General features: G+C 71.3%; 17 protein-coding genes and 1 pseudogene. 1 reads left to right on the top strand and 17 read right to left on the bottom strand.

What is annotated here, in order from left to right:
• Nucleotides 1–128: 128 nt before the first annotated feature.
• The 4 genes and pseudogenes from ACWGR4_RS18905 to ACWGR4_RS18890 form a co-directional block, all read right to left on the bottom strand.
• Nucleotides 129–1,718: a Na+/H+ antiporter gene (locus tag ACWGR4_RS18905; RefSeq protein ID WP_452130996.1), complete on the bottom strand. Its 1,590-nt coding sequence runs from the start codon at nucleotides 1,716–1,718 to the stop codon at nucleotides 129–131.
• Between the two features lie 84 nt (nucleotides 1,719–1,802).
• Entirely contained in the window at nucleotides 1,803–2,747 is a 945-nt protein-coding gene (locus tag ACWGR4_RS18900) for an RluA family pseudouridine synthase (RefSeq protein ID WP_452130995.1), read from the bottom strand.
• 233 nt (nucleotides 2,748–2,980) lie between these two features.
• Nucleotides 2,981–3,598: pseudogene (gene lspA, locus ACWGR4_RS18895) on the bottom strand (signal peptidase II); the annotation flags it as partial.
• 31 nt (nucleotides 3,599–3,629) lie between these two features.
• Nucleotides 3,630–4,094, bottom strand: a complete 465-nt coding sequence (locus tag ACWGR4_RS18890) for a TraR/DksA family transcriptional regulator (protein WP_246126764.1) — start codon at nucleotides 4,092–4,094, stop codon at nucleotides 3,630–3,632.
• Nucleotides 4,095–4,722: 628 nt separating this feature from the next.
• Between ACWGR4_RS18890 and ileS the strand changes: the two genes are divergently transcribed.
• Complete coding sequence (ileS, locus tag ACWGR4_RS18885; RefSeq protein ID WP_452130994.1) at nucleotides 4,723–7,872, top strand: isoleucine--tRNA ligase; 3,150 nt, start codon at nucleotides 4,723–4,725, stop codon at nucleotides 7,870–7,872.
• Nucleotides 7,873–7,998: 126 nt separating this feature from the next.
• Here ileS and ACWGR4_RS18880 read toward each other — a convergent pair whose 3' ends face one another.
• The 13 genes from ACWGR4_RS18880 to ACWGR4_RS18820 form a co-directional block, all read right to left on the bottom strand.
• A complete protein-coding gene (locus ACWGR4_RS18880; RefSeq protein WP_380012753.1) occupies nucleotides 7,999–9,288 on the bottom strand; it encodes a DivIVA domain-containing protein in 1,290 nt (429 codons plus the stop codon).
• Nucleotides 9,289–9,333: 45 nt separating this feature from the next.
• The gene (locus ACWGR4_RS18875) at nucleotides 9,334–9,618 is read right to left on the bottom strand and encodes a YggT family protein (RefSeq protein WP_020552920.1); all 285 of its coding nucleotides are present in this window, start codon (nucleotides 9,616–9,618) and stop codon (nucleotides 9,334–9,336) included.
• A gap of 65 nt (nucleotides 9,619–9,683) precedes the next feature.
• Complete coding sequence (locus ACWGR4_RS18870) at nucleotides 9,684–10,328, bottom strand: cell division protein SepF (protein ID WP_078977600.1); 645 nt, start codon at nucleotides 10,326–10,328, stop codon at nucleotides 9,684–9,686.
• A gap of 73 nt (nucleotides 10,329–10,401) precedes the next feature.
• Nucleotides 10,402–11,127 (bottom strand): YggS family pyridoxal phosphate-dependent enzyme, encoded by a 726-nt coding sequence (locus ACWGR4_RS18865; RefSeq protein WP_380012750.1) that lies wholly within the window; start codon nucleotides 11,125–11,127, stop codon nucleotides 10,402–10,404.
• 43 nt (nucleotides 11,128–11,170) lie between these two features.
• Nucleotides 11,171–11,902 carry a peptidoglycan editing factor PgeF gene (gene pgeF, locus ACWGR4_RS18860; protein WP_452132567.1) on the bottom strand — a complete coding sequence of 244 codons (732 nt, stop codon included), beginning with the start codon at nucleotides 11,900–11,902 and terminating at the stop codon, nucleotides 11,171–11,173.
• Between the two features lie 72 nt (nucleotides 11,903–11,974).
• A complete protein-coding gene (gene ftsZ / locus ACWGR4_RS18855) occupies nucleotides 11,975–13,150 on the bottom strand; it encodes a cell division protein FtsZ (RefSeq protein ID WP_380012830.1) in 1,176 nt (391 codons plus the stop codon).
• 290 nt (nucleotides 13,151–13,440) lie between these two features.
• On the bottom strand, nucleotides 13,441–14,265 hold the full coding sequence (locus ACWGR4_RS18850) for a cell division protein FtsQ/DivIB (protein ID WP_452132566.1): 825 nt from the start codon (nucleotides 14,263–14,265) through the stop codon (nucleotides 13,441–13,443).
• Between the two features lie 21 nt (nucleotides 14,266–14,286).
• Nucleotides 14,287–15,381, bottom strand: coding sequence for an undecaprenyldiphospho-muramoylpentapeptide beta-N-acetylglucosaminyltransferase (gene murG, locus ACWGR4_RS18845; protein WP_078979537.1), 1,095 nt, complete (start codon nucleotides 15,379–15,381; stop codon nucleotides 14,287–14,289).
• A 5-nt stretch (nucleotides 15,382–15,386) separates the two neighbouring features.
• Complete coding sequence (gene ftsW / locus ACWGR4_RS18840) at nucleotides 15,387–16,706, bottom strand: putative lipid II flippase FtsW (protein ID WP_452132565.1); 1,320 nt, start codon at nucleotides 16,704–16,706, stop codon at nucleotides 15,387–15,389.
• Nucleotides 16,707–16,715: 9 nt separating this feature from the next.
• The gene (gene murD / locus ACWGR4_RS18835; RefSeq protein ID WP_380012827.1) at nucleotides 16,716–18,200 is read right to left on the bottom strand and encodes a UDP-N-acetylmuramoyl-L-alanine--D-glutamate ligase; all 1,485 of its coding nucleotides are present in this window, start codon (nucleotides 18,198–18,200) and stop codon (nucleotides 16,716–16,718) included.
• A gap of 20 nt (nucleotides 18,201–18,220) precedes the next feature.
• Nucleotides 18,221–19,279, bottom strand: coding sequence for a phospho-N-acetylmuramoyl-pentapeptide-transferase (gene mraY / locus ACWGR4_RS18830; protein ID WP_078977595.1), 1,059 nt, complete (start codon nucleotides 19,277–19,279; stop codon nucleotides 18,221–18,223).
• On the bottom strand, nucleotides 19,276–20,697 hold the full coding sequence (locus tag ACWGR4_RS18825) for a UDP-N-acetylmuramoyl-tripeptide--D-alanyl-D-alanine ligase (RefSeq protein ID WP_452132564.1): 1,422 nt from the start codon (nucleotides 20,695–20,697) through the stop codon (nucleotides 19,276–19,278). The genes mraY and ACWGR4_RS18825 overlap by 4 nt, the downstream gene beginning before the upstream one ends.
• A complete protein-coding gene (locus ACWGR4_RS18820; protein WP_380012734.1) occupies nucleotides 20,694–22,367 on the bottom strand; it encodes a UDP-N-acetylmuramoyl-L-alanyl-D-glutamate--2,6-diaminopimelate ligase in 1,674 nt (557 codons plus the stop codon). The genes ACWGR4_RS18825 and ACWGR4_RS18820 overlap by 4 nt, the downstream gene beginning before the upstream one ends.
• Nucleotides 22,368–22,396: the final 29 nt, after the last annotated feature.

Genomic DNA, 22,396 nt, shown 5'->3' with positions numbered 1-22,396 from the left:
GCAGGCGCCTGCGGACCGCAGCGCCCGTCGCCGAACGCAACCGAAAACCCAGCCCGTCCGGCGTTTGAGGACGGCCCCACTCACAGCGGCCAAGTTCGGCGAAAAGGCCCTCCGAGGCGGCCCCCGCCTCACCGCACGCTGCGTAGGTCCAGTCGCCGCAGGACGCGGTCGGCCGCCGCCGGGTCGACCCCTCGGCGCCCCCGGGCCGCAATCACCTCGCGTCGCGCCGCCGCCGTCATCTCGGCCTCGATCTCGTGCAGGAGCTTGATCCGCCGTGAGCGCTCGACCACCGCGTCGGCCAGTTCCTCGCCCGCGCCCTCCGGCTTCAGCTCGGCCAGCAGCGCCTTCTGCCGGGCCCGCAGCCGCTGCACCATCTCGTCCGGGAGGTCGCGCTGCTCGTCCAGTTCGCGCAGCCGATGCAGTGCGGCCTTCGTCGCCGCCGCCGCGATCCGGCGCTCCTCGTGGCTCTCCGCGTCGTCCGTCTCCGAGACCCCGAGCCGGCGCACCAGCCACGGCAGGCTGACCCCCTGGAGCAGCAGCGTCACCACGATCACGCAGAACGCGATCGCGATCAGCCGTTGCCGCTCGGGGAAGGCCCCACCCGCGTCGGTGCTCAGCGGCAGCGCCAGCGCGAGCGCGATCGTCACCACGCCGCGCATCCCGGCCCACCACACCACCACGGTCTCGCGCGGATCCGGGGTCTGGGTCTCGCCGGTGGTCGGCAGCCGTGCGTGCAGCCGCCGGGCCAGCGCCGCGACCGGGAACAACCACAGGCCCCGCACCACGATCAGGGTCAACACCACCGCGCCGGCCTCCAGGAACAGCCGGCCCCGATCGCCCCGCAGGTCGTGGAAGATCTCCCACATCTCCAGGCCGATCACCCCGAACGCGACACCGGTCACGACCAGGTCGACGACCTCCCAGAACGAGCGCCCGGTGAGTCGGCCGACCACGTTGTCCGCGTCCTCGGCGACCGAGCCCAGGTAGAACGCGGTGGTCAACACCGCGAGCACGCCGGAGCCGTGCAGTTCGTCGGCGACCACGTAGGCCAGGAACGGCACCAGGAGCGTGAGCAACGTCTGCAGCGTGGGCTCGTCCAGCCGGGCGAGCAACAACCGCCCGGCCAGCCCGACCGCGAAGCCGATCCCGACGCCGACCACCGCGGACAACGCCAACATGCCCGCCGCCCCGACGGGCGAGAACGTACCGCCGACCACCGCCGCGACCGCGACCTGGTAGAGCACGAGCGAGGTGACGTCGTTGAACAGCCCCTCGCCCTCCAGGATCGCCACCAGCCGCCGCGGCAGCCGCAGACTGCCGGCCACCGCCGTCGCCGCCACCGGATCCGGCGGCGCCACCAGCGCGCCCAGCGCGACCGCGCCCGCGAGCGGCAGCCCGGGGATCATCGCGTCCGCCACGGCCGCCACCGCCGCCGTGGTCACCAGCACGAGTGCGACCGCGAGCAGCGTGATCGGCCGGGCGTTGGCCGCGAACTCGCGCCAACTCGACCGCTGCGCCGCCGCGTACAACAGCGGCGGCAACAGCAGCGGCAGCAGCAGGTCGGGGTCGATCCGCAGGTTCGGCACGAACGGCAGCCACCCGAGCAGCACGCCGTACAGCGTCAGCAACACCGGAAACGGCAGCCGCAATCGGCCCGCGAGCGGCACCACCAAGAGCGTGCCGAACATCAACAGGAACAGCAGCGTGAGCTGACCCACTCCACCCCCAGACCGATCGAGCGCGATTCGATCTTGGAGGCTTCCCCGAATCTCCGCCGAATCACCGACCGGCGGGCAATTGCCTCAGCTGTCGGTGACCCGCTCCAGGGTCGCGGTCAGGTCGGCCGGGTAGCCGCTCTCGTACTGCACCCACGTGCCGTCGCCGGGGTGCTCGAAGGCCAGGCTCACCGCGTGCAGCCACTGCCGCTCCAGGCCCAGCCGCTTGGACAGCGTCGGGTCCGCGCCGTAGGTCAGGTCGCCCACGCACGGGTGCCGCAGCGCCGCCATGTGCACCCGGATCTGGTGGGTGCGCCCGGTCTCCAGCTTGATCGACAGCAGACTCGCGGCGCGGAACGCCTCGATCGTGTCGTAGTGCGTGACGCTGGGCTTGCCGCCCGTCACCACGGCCCACTTGTAGTCGTGCGTGGGGTGCCGGTCGATCGGCGCGTCGATGGTGCCGGTGTGCGGGTCCGGGTGGCCCTGGACCAGCGCATGGTAGCGCTTGTCCACCGTGCGGTCGCGGAACTGCTGCTTGAGCAGCGTGTAGGCGCGCTCCGACTTGGCCACCACCATCAGCCCCGAGGTGCCCACGTCCAGGCGGTGCACCACGCCCTGGCGCTCGGCCGCGCCGGAGGTGGAGATCCGGTAGCCGGCAGCCGCGAGGCCGCCGACCACGGTGGTGCCGGTCCAGCCGGGGCTGGGGTGCGCGGCGACACCGATCGGCTTGTCGATCACCACGATGTGGTCGTCGTCGTGCACGATCCGCATGCCGGGCACGGGTTCGGCGACGAGTTGCACCGGCCGGGGCGCGCCCGGCATCTCGACCTCGATCCAGGCTCCGCCGACCACCCGGTCGGACTTGCCCGCCGCCCGGCCGTCGAGCTGCACCTTCCCGGCGGCGGCCAGCTCGGCCGCCTTGGTGCGCGAGAAGCCGAACATCCGCGAGAGCGCGGCATCGACCCGCTCGCCTTCGAGGCCGTCGGGAACGGGAAGCGTGCGGATTTCGGGGGAGCCGGGATTGACAGTCACGAGATACGAGTATGCCCGGCATCCGGACCGGACTCGACGGCGTGGTCGCCGTCCCGGTCCCCGGCGGCCCGCTCGGCGGTCCCGGAGGACGCCGCCGCGGGCGCCCGAGTGGCCCCGGCAGGCGCGTCGGCGACCCCGTTCCCGGCCTCCGCGTCCGAGCGCCTGCCCCCGTCCGCGCGCTCGTCCCCGTCCGCCGGCGTCGCCTCGTCCGCGCCCTCGTCCCCGCCCTCGTCGTCACCCTCCCGCGTACCGTCCGGCTGCAGGCCCAGGAACGACAGGAGCACGATCAGGCAGCCACCCACCACGATCGCCGAGTCGGCCAGGTTGAAGATCGCGAAGTGCTTGGGCGCGATGAAGTCCACCACGTGGCCCTCGAACACGCTGGGCGAGCGGAAGATCCGGTCGGTGAGGTTGCCGAGCGCACCGCCGAGCAGCAGGCCCAGGGCGATCGCCCAGGGCAGGCTGTTCAGCTTGCGGGCCAGCCGCAGGATCACCACGATCACCGCGCTGGCGATCACCGTGAGCACGATGGTCAGCCCCTGGCCCATGCCGAACGCCGCGCCCGCGTTGCGGGTGGCCCGGAACTGGAGCCAGTCGCCGAGGATGTCGATCGGGGCGTGGTATTCGAGCTTCTTCACCACGATCAGCTTGCTGATCAGGTCCAGGGCGTAGGCGACGGCCGCGACCCCGAGCAGGACCAGGATGTAGCGACGGGTACGCGAACCGGCGGGCACGGTCGGCTCGTCGCCGTCCGCCCCGCCCCCGGTCGCCCCGGTGTCCGGCTCCCCCGCGGGGGCCTGCGACTCCGCGTCTTCCCGTCGTTCCGCTCCGGTGCCGATGGCGTGCTCCAGTCCTCGGACGCGCCGCCGGCGGCCGCGGCGGCTACCGGCGCTCTTCGCGCTGCTTGCAGGTCACACACAGGGTCGCACGCGGGAACGCCTGCAGGCGCGCCTTGCCGATGGCCGAGCCACACGACTCGCAGGCCCCGTATGTCCCGTCGGCGAGGCGCCGCAGCGCCTTCTCCGACTGGAGCAGCATGCCACGCGCGTTGTTGGTCAGGGACATCTCGTGCTCGCGCTCGAAGTTCTTGGTCCCGGTGTCCGCCTGATCGTCGCCCGCGCCCTCCCCCGAGTCGCGCAGCAGATCGGCGATGCCGTTCTCCGACACGGCGATCTCGGCGCGCAACTCGTGCGCGGTCTCGATCAGACCCTCGCGCACCTCGCGCAGCTCCGCGTCGTCCCAGGGGTCCTCCCCCGGCCGGACGATGTACATCGTCGGCTCATGGAACCCGCTCGGCGGTGTCGGGAGCGTCGCGGTCGAGGTGGTCACGTGTGCAGGTGCCTTCACGGTGCGTCCCGTTCCTCCCCGTACCGAGGCTCGCGGCGCGGCCGTCGTGGTCGCACGACGCGTCCGCCCGCCACTCGCCTTCTCTGTATCCGTCATGTTCACGGCCCCCTTGTTTCGCTTAGGGATGGGTCGCCCCGGACAACCGGACGCGCCGTCCCGTCACAGAGTGCGCCGGGGCGGCGACGTAAATCGGTTGTGCCCAGACGCAACCACGCTTATCCCTCTTCTACGTGTCCCGTTCGTTACCGGTTCCCGAGCGGATCGTTATGCACCTGGGGGCGGGTGAACTCGGAGGCGCGAGGGTCCGCGCGGGTCGTACAATCCGCAGAGCGAGACGGTGTCGATGGGGACGAGTAGCGTCGCACGCAGCCGCCAGCGACCCGGGGACGGTGTGAGCCCGGGGGTGTGCGCGAGGTGAAGATCACCCCGGAGCTGTCGGAGGAAAGGTCGGTCCGGTTGCGGAGCGACCCGTAGAACCGACCCTCGCGCAGACGAGAGGGTTGTGCCCGCCCGGGCACGGTAGGCAGATCGGGCGGCGCGCGGCCAAGAAGGGTGGTACCGCGGGATCGGCCGACGGCCGTCTCGTCCCTTCGGTAGGCACGCATCACAGCCCGCGGAAGGAAGCCACATGTACCGCCCGGTACCGGCGCAGGTCGACCTGCCCGCCATGGAGCACGAGGTCCTCGCGTTCTGGCGGGACAACGACATCTTCGAGCGCTCCCTCGCGCAGAACGCCGACGGCCCCCGCTGGGTCTTCTACGAGGGCCCGCCGACGGCCAACGGCATGCCGGGGGCGCACCACATCGAGGCGCGCGTGTTCAAGGACGTGTTCCCGCGCTACCGCACGATGCGCGGCTACAACGTGCCGCGCAAGGCCGGGTGGGACTGCCACGGCCTGCCCGTCGAGCTGGCCGTGGAGAAGCAGTTGGGCTTCTCCGGCAAGCCGGACATCGAGCGCTACGGGATCGCCGAGTTCAACGCGAAGTGCCGCGAGTCGGTGATGACGCACGTGGGCGCGTTCGAGGAACTGACCACCCGGATGGGCTACTGGGTCGACATGTCCAAGGCGTACCGGACGATGGATCCGGAGTACGTCGAGTCGGTCTGGTGGTCGCTCAAGCAGATCTTCGACAAGGGCCTGCTGACCCAGGACTACCGGGTCGCGCCGTGGTGTCCGCGCTGCGGCACCGGGCTGTCCGACCACGAACTGGCGCAGGGCTACGAGACGGTCGTCGACCCCTCGGTCTACGTGCGCTTCCCGCTCACCTCCGGGCCGCTGGCCGGGCAGGCGGCGCTGCTCGTGTGGACGACCACGCCGTGGACGCTGGTGTCCAACACCGCCGCCGCGGTGCACCCCGACGTGACCTACGTGGTGGCCACCGACGGCAACGAACGTCTCGTGGTCGCCGAGCCGCTCCTGGCGAAGGCGCTCGGCGAGGGCTGGGCGGCCACCGGCGAGCGCTTCACCGGCCGCGAGATGGAACGCTGGGCCTACCGGCGCCCGTTCGACCTGCTGCCGCTGGAGGACGCGAACTTCGTGGTGCTCGCGGAGTACGTCACCACCGAGGACGGCTCCGGTGTCGTGCACCAGGCGCCCGCGTTCGGCGCGGACGACCTGGAGACCTGCCGCGCGTACGGCCTGCCGGTGGTCAACCCGGTGCGCCCCGACGGCACCTTCGAGGCCGAGCTGCCGCTGGTCGGCGGACAGTTCTTCAAGAAGGCCGACGAGGCCCTGGTGGCCGATCTGCGGGCCCGCGGGCTGCTGTTCCGGCACCTGGAGTACGAGCACAGCTACCCGCACTGCTGGCGCTGCCACACCGCGCTGCTCTACTACGCGCAGCCGTCCTGGTACGTGCGCACCACCGCGGTCAAGGACGCGCTGCTGCGCGAGAACGAGCGGACCAACTGGCACCCGGACACGGTCAAGTGGGGCCGCTACGGCGACTGGCTGAACAACAACATCGACTGGGCGCTCTCGCGCAACCGCTTCTGGGGCACCCCGCTGCCCATCTGGCGGTGCGAGGAGGGGCACCTGATCTGCGCCGGCTCGCTGGCCGAACTCTCCGAGCTGACCGGGCGCGACCTGTCGGGCCTGGACCCGCACCGGCCGTACATCGACGAGGTCGTCTTCGGCTGCCCGGCCAAGGCGGCCGACGGCACCGCGTGCGGCGAGCAGGCGACCCGGGTGCCCGAGGTGATCGACGCCTGGTACGACTCGGGGTCGATGCCGTTCGCCCAGTTCGGCTACCCGTACCGCAACCGCGAGTTGTTCGAGCAGTCCTACCCGGCGCAGTTCATCTCCGAGGCGATCGACCAGACCCGCGGCTGGTTCTACACGCTGATGGCGGTCGGCACGCTGGTGTTCGACAGGTCGTCCTACGAGAACGTGGTCTGCCTGGGGCACATCCTGGCCGAGGACGGCCGCAAGATGTCCAAGCACCTGGGCAACATCCTGGAGCCGATCCCGCTGATGGACCGGCACGGCGCCGACGCGGTGCGCTGGTTCATGGCCGCGGGCGGTTCGCCGTGGTCGGCCCGCCGGGTCGGGCACGGCACCATCCAGGAGGTGGTCCGCAAGACGCTGCTGACCTACTGGAACACGGTCAGCTTCCAGGCCCTGTACGCGCGCACCGGCGGCTGGACGCCGAGCGCGAGCGACCCGGCCCCGGCCGACCGCCCGCTGCTCGACCGGTGGCTGCTGTCCGAGCTGAACACCCTCGTGGGCGACGTGGACGCGGCCCTGGAGGCCTACGACACGCAGCGCGCGGGCAAGGCGCTCACCGCGTTCGTGGACGACCTGTCGAACTGGTACGTGCGCCGGTCCCGGCGGCGGTTCTGGAACGCGGACCCGGCCGCGCTGGCCACGCTGCACGAGGCGTTGGTCACGGTGACGAAGCTGATGGCGCCGCTGGTGCCGTTCATCACCGAGCGGGTCTGGCAGGACCTGGTGCGTCCGGTCACCGCCGACGCCCCCGAGTCGGTGCACATGGCGACCTGGCCGAGCACGGACGCGGCCCTCGTACAGCCCGAACTGGGGCGGCAGATGGCGCTGGTGCGGCGCCTGGTCGAGTTGGGCCGGGCCACCCGGGCGGACTCCGGCGTCAAGACCCGGCAGCCGCTGGGCCGGGCGCTGATCGGCGCGAGCGGCTGGGACGAATTGTCCGACGAACTGCGCGCGCAGATCGCCGAGGAGCTGAACGTGGTCTCGGTGGCGGCGCTGTCCGAGGCGGGCGGCGACCTGGTCGAGTACAGCGCGAAGGGCAACTTCCGGGCCCTGGGCAAGCGGTTCGCCAAGCGCACCCCGGTGGTGGCCGGTGCCATCGCGGCGGCCGACGCGGCGGCCCTGGCGGCGGCGCTGCGTACCTCGGGCACCGCGGTGGTCGAGGTCGAGGGCGAGCCGGTGGAGGTGGTGGCCGAGGAGGTCATCGTCACCGAAACCCCGCGCGAGGGCTGGACGGTGGCCGGCCAGGACGGCGCGACCGTGGCGCTCGACCTGACCATCACCCCCGAACTGCGGCTCGCGGGTCTGGCCCGGGACGTGGTCCGGCTGATCCAGGAGGCTCGCAAGAACAGCGGCCTGGAGGTGTCCGACCGGATCCTGGTGTGGTGGGCCGCGGACGAGTCGGAGGAGACCACGTCGGCGCTGCTCGCGCACGGCGGCCAGGTCGCCGAGGAGGTGCTGGCGACGCAGTTCGCCCAGGGCTCCCCGGAGGACGAGGAGTTGTTCGAGCACGGCGACCCCGCGCTCGGTCTGCGGTTCTGGCTGCGCAAGGTCTGACCGGCCGGGCGGGGCGGCTCGGGTCGCCCCGCCCGTGTCGTACCCGGACCGGGAAAACCGAGAAGCGCCCGTCCCCCCGGAGGGGGCGGGCGCTTCTCGGATGACCGACCGACGCTCAGTGGCCGGTCAGTTGTCGGGGTCCTCGTCGATCAGGAACCCGCGCATCGGCGACGGCTGCTGCATCTGCTGCGGCTGCGGAGCCTGCGGACGCACCGGCGACATCTGCTGCGTCATCGCCGGGCTCATCTGCTGCCCGATCGACGGCGTCATGGCCGGCGACATCGACGACGGCTGGGACATCGACTGGCCCATGGACGGAGCCATCGCCTGCGACATCGGTACCGGCGCGGACGACATGGCCGGCGGCAACGAGGCCGTGGCCGGGGTCCGCGGCGGCGCGAGCGAGTCGTCGGCCTGCGACTCCAGCTGACGCAGCTGGCTCTCCAGGTACGACTTCAGCCGCGTGCGGTACTCGCGCTCGAACGCGCGCAGGTCGTCGACCTTGCGCTCGAGCGTGGCGCGGGCACTCTCCAGCGAGCCCATCGCGACGCGGTGCTTCTCCTGCGCGTCACGCTCCAGGGCGTCGGCCTTGGACCGCGCGTCGCGCTCCATGCCCTCGGCCCGGGTGCGCGCCTCGCCCACTATCTTGTTCGCCTCGGAGCGGGCCTCGGCGATCGCCTGGTCGGCCGTCTGCTGCGCCAGCGCGAGCACTCGGGCGGCGCTGTCGCCACCGGGGTTGCCCATCTGCTGCTGCGGTCCACCCGGACCGAGCTGCGGCGGGCCACCCTGCAGCTGGTGCTGCTGAAGCTGCTGCTGGTGCTGCGGCGGGCCCTGGAGCTGGTGCTGGCCGCTCATGCCGGGACCGCCCATGCCGGGGCCGCCCTGCAATTGATGCTGACCGGGCTGCAGTTGGTGCTGCTGCTGACCGGGCAGCTGGTGCTGACCGCTCTGCATGCCGGGGCCGCCCTGCAACTGGTGCTGCGGCGGACCCTGCAGCTGGTGCTGACCGCTCATGCCGGGACCGAGCTGCTGCGGTCCCCCCATGGGGTGCTGCTGCGGTCCACCGGGACCGAGCTGCTGCGGGCCGCCCTGCATCGGATGCTGGCCGCCCTGCATTCCCTGCGGCCCACCCATCTGGGGCGGCGGGGGAACCGGGGTCGGCCCGGATATGGCTGCCGGGACGGGTGCGTCGGGGCGTTCGCGCTCCTTGCGCTGCTGGGCCTGCTGCTGACTCTGCGCGGCGGCCCTGGTCGCCGCCGCGAGTTTCGCTCGCAGATCCTCGTTTTCCCGGAGAAGTCGGGTCAGTTCGCCCTCGACCTCATCGAGGAACGCATCGACCTCGTCCTCGTCATAGCCCTCGCGGAGACGGACGGTCGTGAACTGCTTGTTACGCACGTCTTCGGGGGTCAACGGCATCTCTTCACCTCAGCGTGATCGTCGGCATCGGACAGACGGTACCGCTTACAGCCTGCCCACGACGGAGATCAGGATGTAGACGATGATCATCAGTACGAAGAAGGACAGGTCGAGTGCTACACCCCCGAGGCGCAGCGGAGGAATGAACCTGCGCAGCAACTTCAACGGTGGATCGGTGATGGAGTACGTCGCCTCCAGCAGTACCACCATGGCCCCGCGCGGCTCGTACGACCGCGCGAACTGGAACACGTAGTCCATCACCAAGCGGAAGAACAACACGATCAAAAAGCAGTAGAGCACGATGCGGATGATCTCCAGCGCGATGCTCATTTACCTGCCCCCTCGTGTGCCGTCCCTCTGGTCAGGACCGCACCTAGCCTCAGTTTTCGCACACCTCAGCTCTGATTGAAGAACCCGCCCTCAGCGATGCGGGCCTTGTCCTCGGCTGTCACATCGACGTTAGCAGGCGATAGGAGGAAGACTTTTTGGGTGACCCGTTCGATGCTGCCGTGCAGGCCGAACACGAGCCCCGCGGCGAAGTCCACCAGGCGCTTGGCGTCGGTGTCCTCCATTTCGGTCAGGTTCATGATCACGGGCGTGCTCTCGCGAAAGTGCTCGCCGATCGTGCGGGCTTCGTTGTAGGTACGCGGGTGCAGCGTCGTGATGCGGTAGGGCTCACGTTCGCTGACGACTTTGTGTACGGTCACCGGTGTGCTGCTCTCGGGACGGCGTTCGGGCATGGCGGACACTGTTGCGCGGTGTTCTTCGAGGCGGCCTTCGTCGCGAAGGGCCCCCGCTTCGCGGAGGGCAGTAGCTCCACGAACGGGATCGTCGCGACGTTCCCGCGATTCCCCACGCGGTTCGCGTACTTCACGTGGCTCCTCACGACGCTCGTCCCGTCGCTCCTCGCGACGATCGGTGCGCTCGACCCGGTCGCGGCCGTCCTGGCCGATGTCGTCCTCATCGTAATCGTCATACTCGTAGACATCGTCCTCCACGAGGCCGAGGTAGACCGCCATCTTGCGCATTGCGCCGGCCATGTTCCGCTTCCTCCGGTCTCACGGTGGATCGGCTGAGGTCACCGTGGGTCGTGCGATCCACTTCACGGCGACGCTACCGGAGGGAGGGCCGGACTCCGAGCACCGCAGTACCGATGCGTACATGTGTCGCCCCGGCCTCGATGGCCGCTTCGAGGTCGTTGCTCATCCCCGCGGAAACCATGTTCGCAGCCGGATGGGCTTCGCGTAGGCGGGTTGCGATTTCTCGCAACCGGGCGAACGCGCGGGCGGGTTCGACGCCGAGCGGGGCCACCGCCATCACTCCGCCGAGGGTCAGCCGCGGCGCCGCGGCCACGGCGTCGGCGAGTTCGGCCAGGTCGGTCGCGGACACCCCACCGCGGGCGGGGTCTTCGTCCAGGCTTACCTGCAACAGCGCGGTGATCGAACGTTGTTGCCGCTCGGCCGCCGCGGACAGCGCGTGGGCGAGCCGAATCCGGTCGAGCGAGTGCACCACATCGGCGTAACCGGCCACCGATTTGGCCTTGTTGGTCTGCAACTGGCCGACATAGTGCCAACGAAGGTCGAGATCGTTCGTGGCCGCCGCCTTCGGCGCGGCCTCCTGGTCGCGGTTCTCGCCGACGTCGCGGACGCCGAGTTCGGCGAGCAGGCGCACGTCGCTCGCGGGGTGGGTCTTGGTCACCACGACGAGGGTGACGTCCTCGGGCGAGCGGCCGGCCGCGGTGCACGCAGCGGCGATCCGGGCCCGGACGTCGGCCAGGTTGGCGGCTAGCTCGGCCCGCCGGTGGGCGGTCGTGGCGGTCGCTGAATCGGGCGTGTCCATGGGCCCATCGTCGCCGACGCCGGCCCGCCGCGCCCGGGCGGGGTCAGTCCTCGGCGAGCCACACGTAGCCGGCGATCCGACCCGTGGCGCGGTCGCGCCGATAGGAGAAATGGTCGGCCGACTCGCGCGTGCAGATGTGCGATTTCTCACCCGACACGACCCCCTGCGCGGCGAGTTGCGCCCACACTCCGGCCGGTATATCGAGCCCGGGCGTGCCCTGGCGGGTGCGTGCGCGGGCCGCGGGGACGAGTGCGGACACTTCGTCGCACATCGCCTCGGGAACCTCGTAACAGGCGCCGCAGACGGCCGGTCCGGTCCACGCCTCGATCCGCGCGGGGTCGGCGCCGAGGCCGCGCATCGCCTCGATCGTGGCGGGCACCACACCGGCGGCCAGCCCCGGACGGCCCGCGTGCGCGGCGCCGATCACGCCGGCGTGCGGATCGGCGAGCAGTACCGGGGTGCAGTCGGCGACCAGCACCGCGAGCGCGAGGCCGCGGGTCGCGGTGACCACGGCGTCGGTGCCGGGCACCGGCTCGGCGCTCGGACCGGTCAGCACGGCCACCGTGTCGCCGTGCACCTGGTTCATCCACACCACCCGATCGGCCGACAGCCCCAACGCCTCGGCGGTACGCGCCCGGTTGGCGGCCACCACCTCCGGGTCGTCGCCCACGTGGTCGCCGAGGTTCAACTCGTCATACGGCGCGGCGCCCGTGCCGCCCCACCGGTCGGTGAAGGCGAAACGGGCGCCGCCGGAAGCGGCCCTTCGCGTGAACACGTGCGGGCCACCTCGTGGTCTGTCGAATTGTTTCGAACTCTTGCGTCGCCGACTGCCGGCGACGATTTCCTTCTACTTCATGAACGGCGGGATGTCGAGATCCAGATCGTCCTTGATCGGTTCCGGCACCAGCGGGGTGCGCGGACCCGGCGTGGTCGGGGTCTGGTACGTCGTCTGCGGCGGGTCGTTGAGCACGCCCTGCCCGATGCCCGAGCCGCCCTGGCGACCGGTCGGTTCGGGGCGGACGGGCGGCTGCGGCGGCGCCACCGCCGGCTTGCCCAACTCGCTCTTGGACGGCGGTTGCCCGCCGTCGAAGCCGGCCGCGATCACGGTGACCCGGACCTCGTCGCCGAGCGCGTCGTCGATCACCGCGCCGAAGATGATGTTGGCCTCGGGGTGCGCCGCCTCGCTGACCAGCTGCGCGGCCTCGTTGATCTCGAACAGACCGAGGTCGGAGCCGCCGGAGATGGACAGCAGCACGCCCCGGGCACCGTCGATCGACGCCTCCAGGAGCGGGCTGGAGATGGCCATTTCGGCCGCCGCCACCGCGCGATCGTCGCCGCGCGCCGAGCCGATCCCCATCAGCGCGGAACCCGCCTCCGACATCACCGACTTGACGTCGGCGAAGTCGAGGTTGATCAGGCCGGGCGTGGTGATCAGGTCGGTGATGCCCTGGACACCGGACAGCAGCACCTGGTCGGCCGATCGGAACGCGTCCAGGACGCTGACCTGCCGGTCGGAGATGGACAGCAATCGGTCGTTCGGGATCACGATCAGCGTGTCGACCTCGTCGCGCAGCTGCGCGATGCCGTCCTCGGCCTGGTTCGCGCGGCGCCGTCCCTCGAAGGTGAACGGGCGCGTGACCACGCCGATGGTGAGCGCGCCGAGCGAGCGGGCGATGTTGGCCACCACGGGGGCGCCGCCGGTGCCGGTGCCGCCGCCCTCGCCCGCCGTGACGAAGACCATGTCGGCCCCCTTGAGGACCTCCTCGATCTCCTCGCGGTGGTCCTCGGCGGCCTTGCGCCCGACATCGGGATTCGCCCCGGCCCCCAGGCCGCGGGTGAGTTCGCGGCCGACGTCGAGCTTGACGTCGGCATCGCTCATGAGGAGGGCTTGGGCGTCGGTGTTGATCGCGATGAACTCGACGCCCTTGAGACCGACCTCGATCATCCGGTTGATGGCGTTGACCCCGCCACCGCCGATACCGACCACCTTGATGACTGCGAGGTAGTTCTGGGGTGCTGCCACGTCGAAGGCCTCTCGCCTCGAGTTCCGGTCGGCGTGCCGTGGTTCCGGCATGCCGACATTTGCCGACTTGGGGAGGTCGGGACGCGATTTCCGCGAGCCACCAAAACCCTCACCCTCAGGTATAGAGTCAGCCCCGTTCGCATCGAACACCGCCGATCCGAACAGTGCGGATAACTGCTTTGTCAACCTGGGGCTAGGCCGACACTAGGTCCCCATCGGACGCGGTTCAACGAACACGCCGAACCTGTCCCTATTGTTTTATCGCAGTGGCCGAGTGCTTCCGCCCCCGGTCACGGCGTGCTCGGGGTCGAAACCGCCGCGCCGGACGCCCCCGGAGCCAACGACTGCGCGGGCGCCGGCGGCGCGAGCGAGGGAAACGGTTGGGTTCGGGTCACCGGCGCGTCGGGCGCGCTGACGTCGTAGAACTTCGCCGGCCGCGTCAACAGCACCGCGAGCACGAGCGCCTTGCGATCCGACGCCTCCGCCCCGCCCCACGACACGGTCTCGCCCTTGTCCAGCACCAGCACGATGTCGTCACGCGTCCGGGCGGTGATGTCCCGTACCCGCTGGGCGATCGGCGGCGGCAGTGCCGAGACCACCTGAACCACCCCCCGTAGCGTTTCCCGACTCACCGTGTTGGCGTCGACCTTGACGATCGGCACCCCGGTGGGCGCGGCGTCCACCGTACCGAACCGTACGCCGTCCTTGTCGATCTCCGCGTAGCGGTCCGCGTCCGGCACCACCAGGGCGGTGGTGCGTTCGCGGACCGTGATCCGCACCGTGTGCGGCCAGTCGCGTTCCACGTGGACCGAGGCCACACGCGGGATCGCGGCCACCCGGGCCCGGATCGCGTCGAGGTCGATCCCGGCCAGCGGCTCGCCGACCGGCACCGCGGCGACCTTGGCGACCTGGTCCTTGGGCAGCACGACCGGCCCGCCGACGGACACCGTCCGGGCGTCCAACAGCGGGGAGTGGTAGACGATCCCCCACCCGGCGCCCGCGAGCACCACGAGCAGCACCAGGACGAGGAGCGGGCGCAGATTGGTCCAGCGCCGCCGCGGCGCGCGGCCGGGCCTGGCCGGGCGCGCCGGCGCGCGCTCCTTCGTGTCGGGCAAGGACGCTCCTCGGGCCGGCGGCTACTGGGGCAACCGCGCGGCGGCGATCGCCTCGTGGACCATCCGGACCAGTTCCTCGTCGGCGTCGCGCCGACCGAACTCGGCCGCGGCCTTGCCCATGTCGTGCAGGCGACGCGCGTCGGTGAGCACCGGCAGCACCGAGGAGCGGATCCAGTCGGGGGTCAGGTCGGCGTCGTCCACCAGCAGACCGCCGCCCGCCTTGACCACCGGCTGGGCGTTCAGCCGCTGCTCGCCGTTGCCGATGGGCAGCGGTACGTAGGCCGCGGGCAGCCCGACCGCGGCCAACTCGGCGCAGGTCATCGCGCCGGCCCGGCACAGCACCATGTCGGCCGCCGCGTAGGCCAGGTCCATCCGGTCGAGGTAGGGCACCACGACGTAGGCCGGTCCACCGGGCGGCGAGTCGATCTTCAGCTCGTTGTTGGGGCCGGCCGCGTGCAGCACCTGGACCCCCTCGGCGAGCAGTTGCCGAGCGGTCGCGGCCAGCGTCTCGTTCAGCCGCCGGGCGCCCTGCGAGCCGCCGAACACGAGCAGCGTGGGTCGCATCGGGTCCAGGCCGAACATCGCCCGGGCCTCGTCGCGCAACGCGTTGCGGTCCAGGGTGGCGATCGCGCGCCGCAGCGGGATGCCGATGTAGCGGGCCCCGCGCAGCTTGCTGTCCGGCGTGCTCACCGCGACGAATCGGGTGTAGCGGGCACCGATCTTGTTGGCCAGGCCCGGACGGGCGTTGGCCTCGTGCACCACGGTCGGCACACCCTGGCGTTTGGCCGCCAGATAGCCCGGCAGCGCGACGTAGCCGCCGAAGCCGACCAGGCAGGACGCCTGGGTGCGCTCCAACACGGCCGCGGCCTCGCGGATCGTGCCGCGCAGCCGGCCGGGCACGGTCATCAGTTCGGGCGTGGGCTTGCGCGGCAACGGCACGGCCGGGATCAACGCCAGTTCGTAGCCGCGAGCGGGAACGAGCTTGGTCTCCAGGCCCTTGGCCGTGCCGAGCGCCGTGATACCCACGTTCGGGTTCTGGCGGCGCAGCGCGTCCGCCAAGGCCAGAGCGGGCTCGATGTGCCCGGCGGTTCCTCCGCCGGCAAGGACGACATGCACCTGATTCACCCATCCCTGCGCGGCAGGATCCGCGCGAACGCTCGACGAACCGCCCCGGGCCCGCGTGCGGCGAGCGCCGCCTCGGCCTTTGGCTCACCTCGGGCGAAGGACAACAGCATGCCCACGGCGAACATGGTCGGAAGCAGGGCGGAACCTCCGTAGGACACCAATGGCAACGGCACTCCGGCGATCGGCAGCAGGCCGAGCACCGCCCCGACGTTGATCATGACCTGGGCCATGATCCACGCGGTCGCGCCACCCGCGGCGAGCCGTACGAACTGGTCTTTCGTCCGACTCGCGACGCGGATACCTGCATAGCCTAGGGCCGCGAAGAGGGTGAGTACGGACAGCGTCCCCACCAGACCCAATTCCTCGCCGATGACGGCGAAGATGAAGTCTGTGTGCGCCTCGGGCAAAGTGCCCCATTTGCCATAGCTGGTCCCGATTCCGCTGCCGAACCAACCGCCGGTGGCCAGCGAATAGATGCCCTGGGCGGCCTGCAACGTACTGCCGTCGGGGTCGGAGAACGGGTCGAGGAAACCCGCGAACCGGGCGGCCCGGTGCGGCTTGAGCAGGATCAGCACGGTGGCCAGCACGCTCACCACGGCGATCGCCATGGCGAACAACCGGCCCGGGGCACCCGCGATCCACAACAGCGCCAGGACCAGCACGGTGATGATCATCGCGGTGCCCATGTCGCCGCCGAGCAGCACCAAAAACAGGATGATCAGCGCGCCGGGCAGCAGCGGGACGAACATGTGCCGCCACTGGCCCAGCAACCGGCGCTTGCGGGTGAGCACGTCGGCCCCCCACAACACCAGGCCCAGCTTGGCGAACTCCGAGGGCTGGATCTGGAACGAGCCGAAGCCGATCCAGTTGCGGTTGCCGTTGACCTCTATGCCCAGACCGGGCACCAGGACCAGACACAGCGCGCCCACGCAGCCGAGCAGGAACGGATAGGCCAACCGGCGGTACCAGCGCAGCGGCAGACGTGACGCGATCCACATCAGCGGGAAGCCCATCGCGACCGCGATCAACTGCTTGGTGAAGATCTCGTCGAAGGAACCGTAGATCGTGCGCGAGGTGATCTGCGACGCGGACAGCACCATCACCAGGCCGAGCACGGTGAGCAGCAGGCCGGAGCCGAGCAGCAGGTAGTAGGCGGTCAGCGGACTGTCCATGGCCCGACGCAACTCCCGCCGCACCGGTCCGATCCGGCGCGCCCCGGCGGCCGGACGCGGCGCGGGCAGCCGCGAGTCGCCCCGCGGCCGCCGCTCGTCGGCGGGCGCGGGGTGTGCCTCGCGAGTCTGCGGACCGGCGGCCATCGCGCCCGGTCAGCCCGCCGCCGGCCCGAGCCCGCGGACCGCGTCGGCGAACGCGTCGCCGCGCTTGCCGTAGTTGGCGTACATGTCCATCGAGGCGCACGCGGGCGCGAGCAGCACGGTGTCACCCGGACGCGCCAGCGCCGCCGCCTCGCCCACGACCAGTTCCATGGCCCCAGTGTCGGTCGCGGCAACCTCCACCACGGGGACATCGGGGGCGTGTCGCGCGAGCGCGTCCCGGATCACCGCGCGGTCGGCGCCCATCAGCACCACCGCGCGCAGCCGGCTCTTCGCGCCGGAGACCAGGTCGTCGAAGGACGCGCCCTTGGCCAGGCCGCCGGCGATCCACACGATGTCCCGGTAGGCGGCCAGCGAGGCCGCCGCGGCGTGTCCGTTGGTGGCCTTGGAGTCGTCCACGTAGTCGACGCCGGCCACGGTGGCCACATGCGCGATGCGGTGCGCGTCGGGCCGGAAGGCGCGCAGCCCGTCGCGCACCGCCACGGGCGGCACGCCGTAGGCGCGGGCCAGCGCGGCGGCGGCCAGCGCATTGGCCACGTTGTGCGGCGCGGGCGGGTTCACGTCGCCCACGGTGGCCAGCTCCGCCGCGGTGCTGTGCCGGTCGGCCACGAACGCGCGATCGGCCAGCAGGTCGTCGACCACCCCGAAGTTCGACAGCCCCGGCGGCCCGAGCCCGAAGCCCACCGCGCGGCAGCCCTCCTCGACCTCGGCCTCGTGCACGAGCTGTTCGGTCTGCGGGTCGGCCAGGTTGTACACGCAGGCGATCTGGCAACCGCCGTAGATCCGGCCCTTGTCCGCCGCGTACGCCTCCGGCGAGCCGTGCCAGTCCAGGTGGTCCGGCGCGATGTTCAGCACCGCCGCGGCCAGCATCCGCGGCGCGCCGGCGTCGTCCTTGGGACTTTCCTCCCAGGTCGGCAGCCAGTGCAGTTGGAAGCTGGACAGTTCGAGGGCGAGCACGTCGTACGCCGGTTCGCCGTCGGCGTCGCGGGCGAGCACCGCGTCCACCACGGGTGTGCCGACGTTGCCCGCGGCGGCGACCCGCTTGCCGGACGCCTCCAGGATCGAGGCGAGCATCCGCACGGTCGTGGTCTTGCCATTGGTGCCGGTGATCGCCAGCCACGGCGCGGGGTCCACGCGCGGCCGCAACCGCCACGCCAACTCCACGTCGCCCCACACCGGTACGCCGGCCGCGCGCGCGGCGGCGAACAGCGGCTTGGTGGGCGGCAGTCCGGGCGAGGTGATCAGCACGTCGGTGTTCTCGGGCAGCGTCTCGTCGTCGCCCAGCCGCACGTCGACGCCGAGCGCGCCCAACTCCTCGGCGCGGCGCCGCGCGTTGTCGTCGGCGCTGCCGTCGATCGCCACGACCCGGGCGCCGAGGCCGTGCAGCGCCCGCGCCGCGGACGCGCCGGTGACCCCGGTGCCCGCGACGCAGAACGACAGCTCGGCCCACGGCGCACCGTGATGGGTGAAGGTGCTCAGGTCTTTCGTACTCACGTCTCTTACGTTCCCGTAACCCAGCCCGCGTAGAAGATGCCGATCCCGAGAATGGCGCACAGGCCGGCGATGATCCAGAACCGAACCACGATGAGTACTTCGGTCCACCCCTTGAGTTCGAAATGGTGCTGGAGCGGCGCCATTTTGAACACCCGTTTGCCGGTCATCTTGAAGTAGCCCACCTGGATGATCACCGACAGCGAGATGATCAGGAACAGGCCGCCGATGAGCGCGGACAACAACTCGGTGCGGGTCAGGATGGCCAGCCCGGCGAGCGCGCCGCCCAGGGCGAGCGAACCGGTGTCGCCCATGAAGATCTTGGCCGGCGAGGTGTTCCACCACAGGAAGCCGAAACACGAGCCCATCATCGCGGCGGACACGATCGCCAGGTCGAGCGGATCGCGCACGTCGTAGCAGCCCACGCCGGGCGCGTTCAGGCACGACTGACCGTACTGCCAGACGCCGATGAAGGTGTACGCGCCGAAGACGATCACCGAGGCGCCGGTCGCCAGACCGTCCAGACCGTCGGTGAGGTTCACGCCGTTGGAGTGGCCGGCGATCAGGATGTAGGCCCAGATCACGAAGAACACCGGCGTCAGGTCGAGCGCGGTGTCCTGCACGAAGGACAGGTGGGTGGACGCGGGGGTGAACCCGCGCGCGTCCTTGAACTGGATCGCGAGCAGTGCGAACGAGATGCCCACGAACGACTGTCCGGCCAGTTTGGCCTTGGCCCGCAGACCCAGGCTGCGTTGCTTGACGATCTTGATGAAGTCGTCGACGAAGCCGACCAGGCCCAGGCCCGCCATCAGGTACAGCACCAGGAGCGCGGACGCGCTCGGCGTCTCCAGGGTGATCGCCTTGGCGGCGCCGTAGCCGATGAGCGCGGCCAGGATGATCACCGCGCCGCCCATGGTGGGCGTACCGCGCTTGCTGTGGTGTCCGGCCGGACCGTCGTCCCGGATCAGCTGGCCGTAGCCGCGCTTGACCAGGATCCGGATCGCGAGCGGCGTACCGATCAGCGACAACACCAGGGCGATGCCGCCGGCGATGAGGATGGCCCTCACCCGTGCACCTCCGCGTTGCTCACGTCGTCCCCGGCGGCGTCCGCCAACAGCGCGTCCGCGAGCCGTTCCAGGGCGACCCCTCGGGACGCCTTCACCAGTACGACGTCGCCCGGGGCCAGTTCGCCCCGGAGTAGTTCGACGGCCGCCTCTACGTCGGGCACCAGCACCGACTCCTCACCCCACGAACCCTCGTTCTTCGCGCCCATGTCGATCCAGGCGGCCTCCCTGCCGCCCACGGCCACCAGTCGGTGGATGTTCAGGCGTACCGCGAGTCGCCCGATCGCGTCGTGCTCGGTCAGCGACTCCTCGCCCAACTCCCGCATGGCGCCCAGCACGGCGAACGTACGATTGCCACCCGCCATCGCGACCAGGGCCTTGAGTGCGGCCCGCATCGACTCGGGGTTGGCGTTGTACGCGTCGTTCACGACGGTCACCCCGTCGTCCCTGCGGGTGACTTCCATCCGCCAGCGGGAGATCGTACCGGCCGCGCCGAGGGCGGCCGCGATGTCCTCGACGGTCATGCCCACTTCGCGTGCCACCGCGGCACACGCGAGTGCGTTCGCCACGTGGTGCTCACCGTACAGGCGCAAGATCACCGGCGCACTGCCCTCCGGCACGCACAGCGTGAACGAGGCCCGTCCCTGCTCGTCGAGTGTCACGTTCTCGGCCCGTACGTCCGCCTCGGCGCTCTCGCCGAAGGTGACCACGCGGGCCTTGGTGCGCGCGGCCATCGCGCGCACGTACGGGTCGTCCCGATTGAGCACGGCCACGCCGTCGGCGGGCAGCGCCTCGACCAGCTCGCCCTTCGCCTTGGCGATGCCCTCGCGCCCGCCGAACTCGCCCATGTGCGCGGAGCCGACGTTGAGCACCAGGCCGATCCGGGGCGGGGCGATCGTGCACAGGTAGGCGATGTCGCCGACGTGGCGCGCGCCCATCTCGGCGACCAGGTAACGGGTTTCCTCGGTCACCCCCAGGACGGTCATCGGCAGGCCGATGTCGGTGTTGAAGTTGCCGCTCGGGGCGATCGTCGGGCCCCGGCGGGCGAGCACCTGGCCGAGCAGGTCCTTGGTGCTCGTCTTGCCGGAGGAGCCGGTCAGCGCGATCACCGTGGTCTCGGGACGCCGGTCCAGGATCGTCCGGGAGAGTCGGCCGAGCGCGCGGACCACGTCGTCGACGAGGATCGCCGGGGTGCCGGTCTCGCGGTCGGCGAGGACCGCGACCGCGCCGGCCTCGATCGCGGCGCGCGCGTAGTCGTGCCCGTCCACGTGCTCGCCGCGTACGGCCACGAACAGCGTGCCGGGGCCGGCCTTGCGGGAGTCCACGACCATCCCGGCGGTGATGTGCGCGTGCGGATCCGCGCCGCCCGCCGGCCGCCCTCCGAGAGCGGTGGCGATCTCGGCAAGAGTGGTGGAAATCACTGGTTCGTCTCCTCGGCACGCGAGGTGCCGGTCGCCGGGACGCCTGGGTTCGGGGTCTCGGACGTCGGGGTGTGCGTTGATGGTGCGGGAGCCACGATCCTCGCATCGGTGGACTGCTTGGGGGACGCGGGGCCGGCGTGCATGGTTCTGGCCAACGCCGCGCGCAGCTCGACGCGGTCGTCGAAGGGGTGTTTGATCCCGTTCGCGAACTCCTGGCCCTGTTCGTGCCCCTTGCCCGCGATCACCACGGTGTCGCCCGGCGCGGCCCGGTCCACCGCGAGCGCGATCGCCGCGACCCGATCCGGCTCGACCAGCACGGCACCCGGCGAGGCGTCGGCCGCACCGATCCCGGCGAGCATCTCGTCCAGGATCGTGTTCGGGTCCTCCGAGCGCGGGTTGTCGCTGGTGAGCACGACCGCGTCGGCGAACCGGGCGGCGGCCGCGGCCATCAGCGGGCGCTTGGCCCGGTCCCGGTCCCCGCCCGCGCCGAGCACGATGGTCAGCGTGCCGGAGGTCACCGGGCGCAGCGCGCGCAGCAGCGTCTCGACCGCGTCCGGGGTGTGCGCGAAGTCGACCACGGCCTCGAACGGTTGGCCGACGTCGACCCGTTCCATCCGCCCGGGCACGCCCGGCGTGCGGCCCACGCCCTCGACGGCGTCGTCGAGCGAGACGCCGCCGGCGGTCAGCGCGACGATCGCGAGCAGCGCGTTGGACACGTTGAACGGGCCGGCCAGGCACACCCGCGCCTCGGCCTTGTGCCCGTCGGGCCCGACCACGGTGAAGCGGCTGCCGTCGGGGCCGAGTTCGACGTTCTCGGCCCGCCAGTCGGCGTCCGGGTCGCCCGTCGCGGACACGGTCAGCACCGGCACGCTCGCCAGCTTCGCGAGCCGGCGGCCGTACGCGTCGTCCACGTCGATCACGCCCAGTCGCGAGCGGCGCGGCGTGAACAGGTCGGCCTTGGTCAGGAAGTAGTCCTCCATCGACGGATGGAAGTCGAGGTGGTCCTGGGACAGGTTGGTGAACAGTGCGACGTCGTAGACGGTGCCGTCGACCCGGCCGAGCGCGAGCGCATGGCTGGAGACCTCCATCACCGCGTCGGTGACGCCGCTCTCCAGCATCGACGCGAGCAGCGCCTGTACGTCGGTGGCCTCCGGCGTGGTGCGCACGCTGGGGACCACCTCCTCGCCGATCCGGGTCTCGACGGTGCCGATCATCCCGGTGACGCCGCCGCCCGCGCGCAGCCCGCCGTCGAGCAGGTAGGCGGTGGTGGTCTTGCCGTTGGTGCCGGTGACGCCGTACATGGTCAGGTGCTCGGCGGGCCGCCCGTACACCCAGGCCGCGATCTCACCCAGTCGGCCGCGCGGATCGGCCACCACGAGGGTGGGCAGGCCGCTGTCGGCCGCCAGGGCCGCGCCGGCCGGGTCGGTGAGCAGCGCGGCCGCGCCCGCCTTCGCGGCCTGCGCGGCGAACGCGGCGCCGTGTACGTGCTCGCCCTGCAACCCGGCGTACAGATCGCCCGGGCGCACGGCCCGCGAGTCGTGGGTGACGCCGGTCAGCGTCGCCTCCGGATCGCTCGGGCCCCCGGTGAGCGGGACGGCGAGAAACCCGGCCAGGCCGGTCAGCGGTTGAGGGCGCACCTCGGCAGGGCGGCGCAGATCACGGTTGGGCACGGCGGGCAGGCTACCGCGCTTTGACCACT

The sequence above is a fragment of the Embleya sp. NPDC055664 genome (assembly GCF_053618075.1).
The sequence above is the reverse complement of the archived record's forward strand: the minus strand, read 5'-3'. Positions and strand labels throughout refer to the sequence as shown.

Coding starts and splice junctions, on each gene's coding strand:
- ftsW (WP_452132565.1), bottom strand. CDS start 16,706: ATGGCCGCCGGTCCGCAGACTCGCGAGGCACACCCCGCGCCCGCCGAC.
- ACWGR4_RS18865 (WP_380012750.1), bottom strand. CDS start 11,127: ATGGACACGCCCGATTCAGCGACCGCCACGACCGCCCACCGGCGGGCC.
- ACWGR4_RS18880 (WP_380012753.1), bottom strand. CDS start 9,288: ATGCCGTTGACCCCCGAAGACGTGCGTAACAAGCAGTTCACGACCGTC.
- ACWGR4_RS18875 (WP_020552920.1), bottom strand. CDS start 9,618: ATGAGCATCGCGCTGGAGATCATCCGCATCGTGCTCTACTGCTTTTTG.
- ACWGR4_RS18870 (WP_078977600.1), bottom strand. CDS start 10,328: ATGGCCGGCGCAATGCGCAAGATGGCGGTCTACCTCGGCCTCGTGGAG.
- ileS (WP_452130994.1), top strand. CDS start 4,723: ATGTACCGCCCGGTACCGGCGCAGGTCGACCTGCCCGCCATGGAGCAC.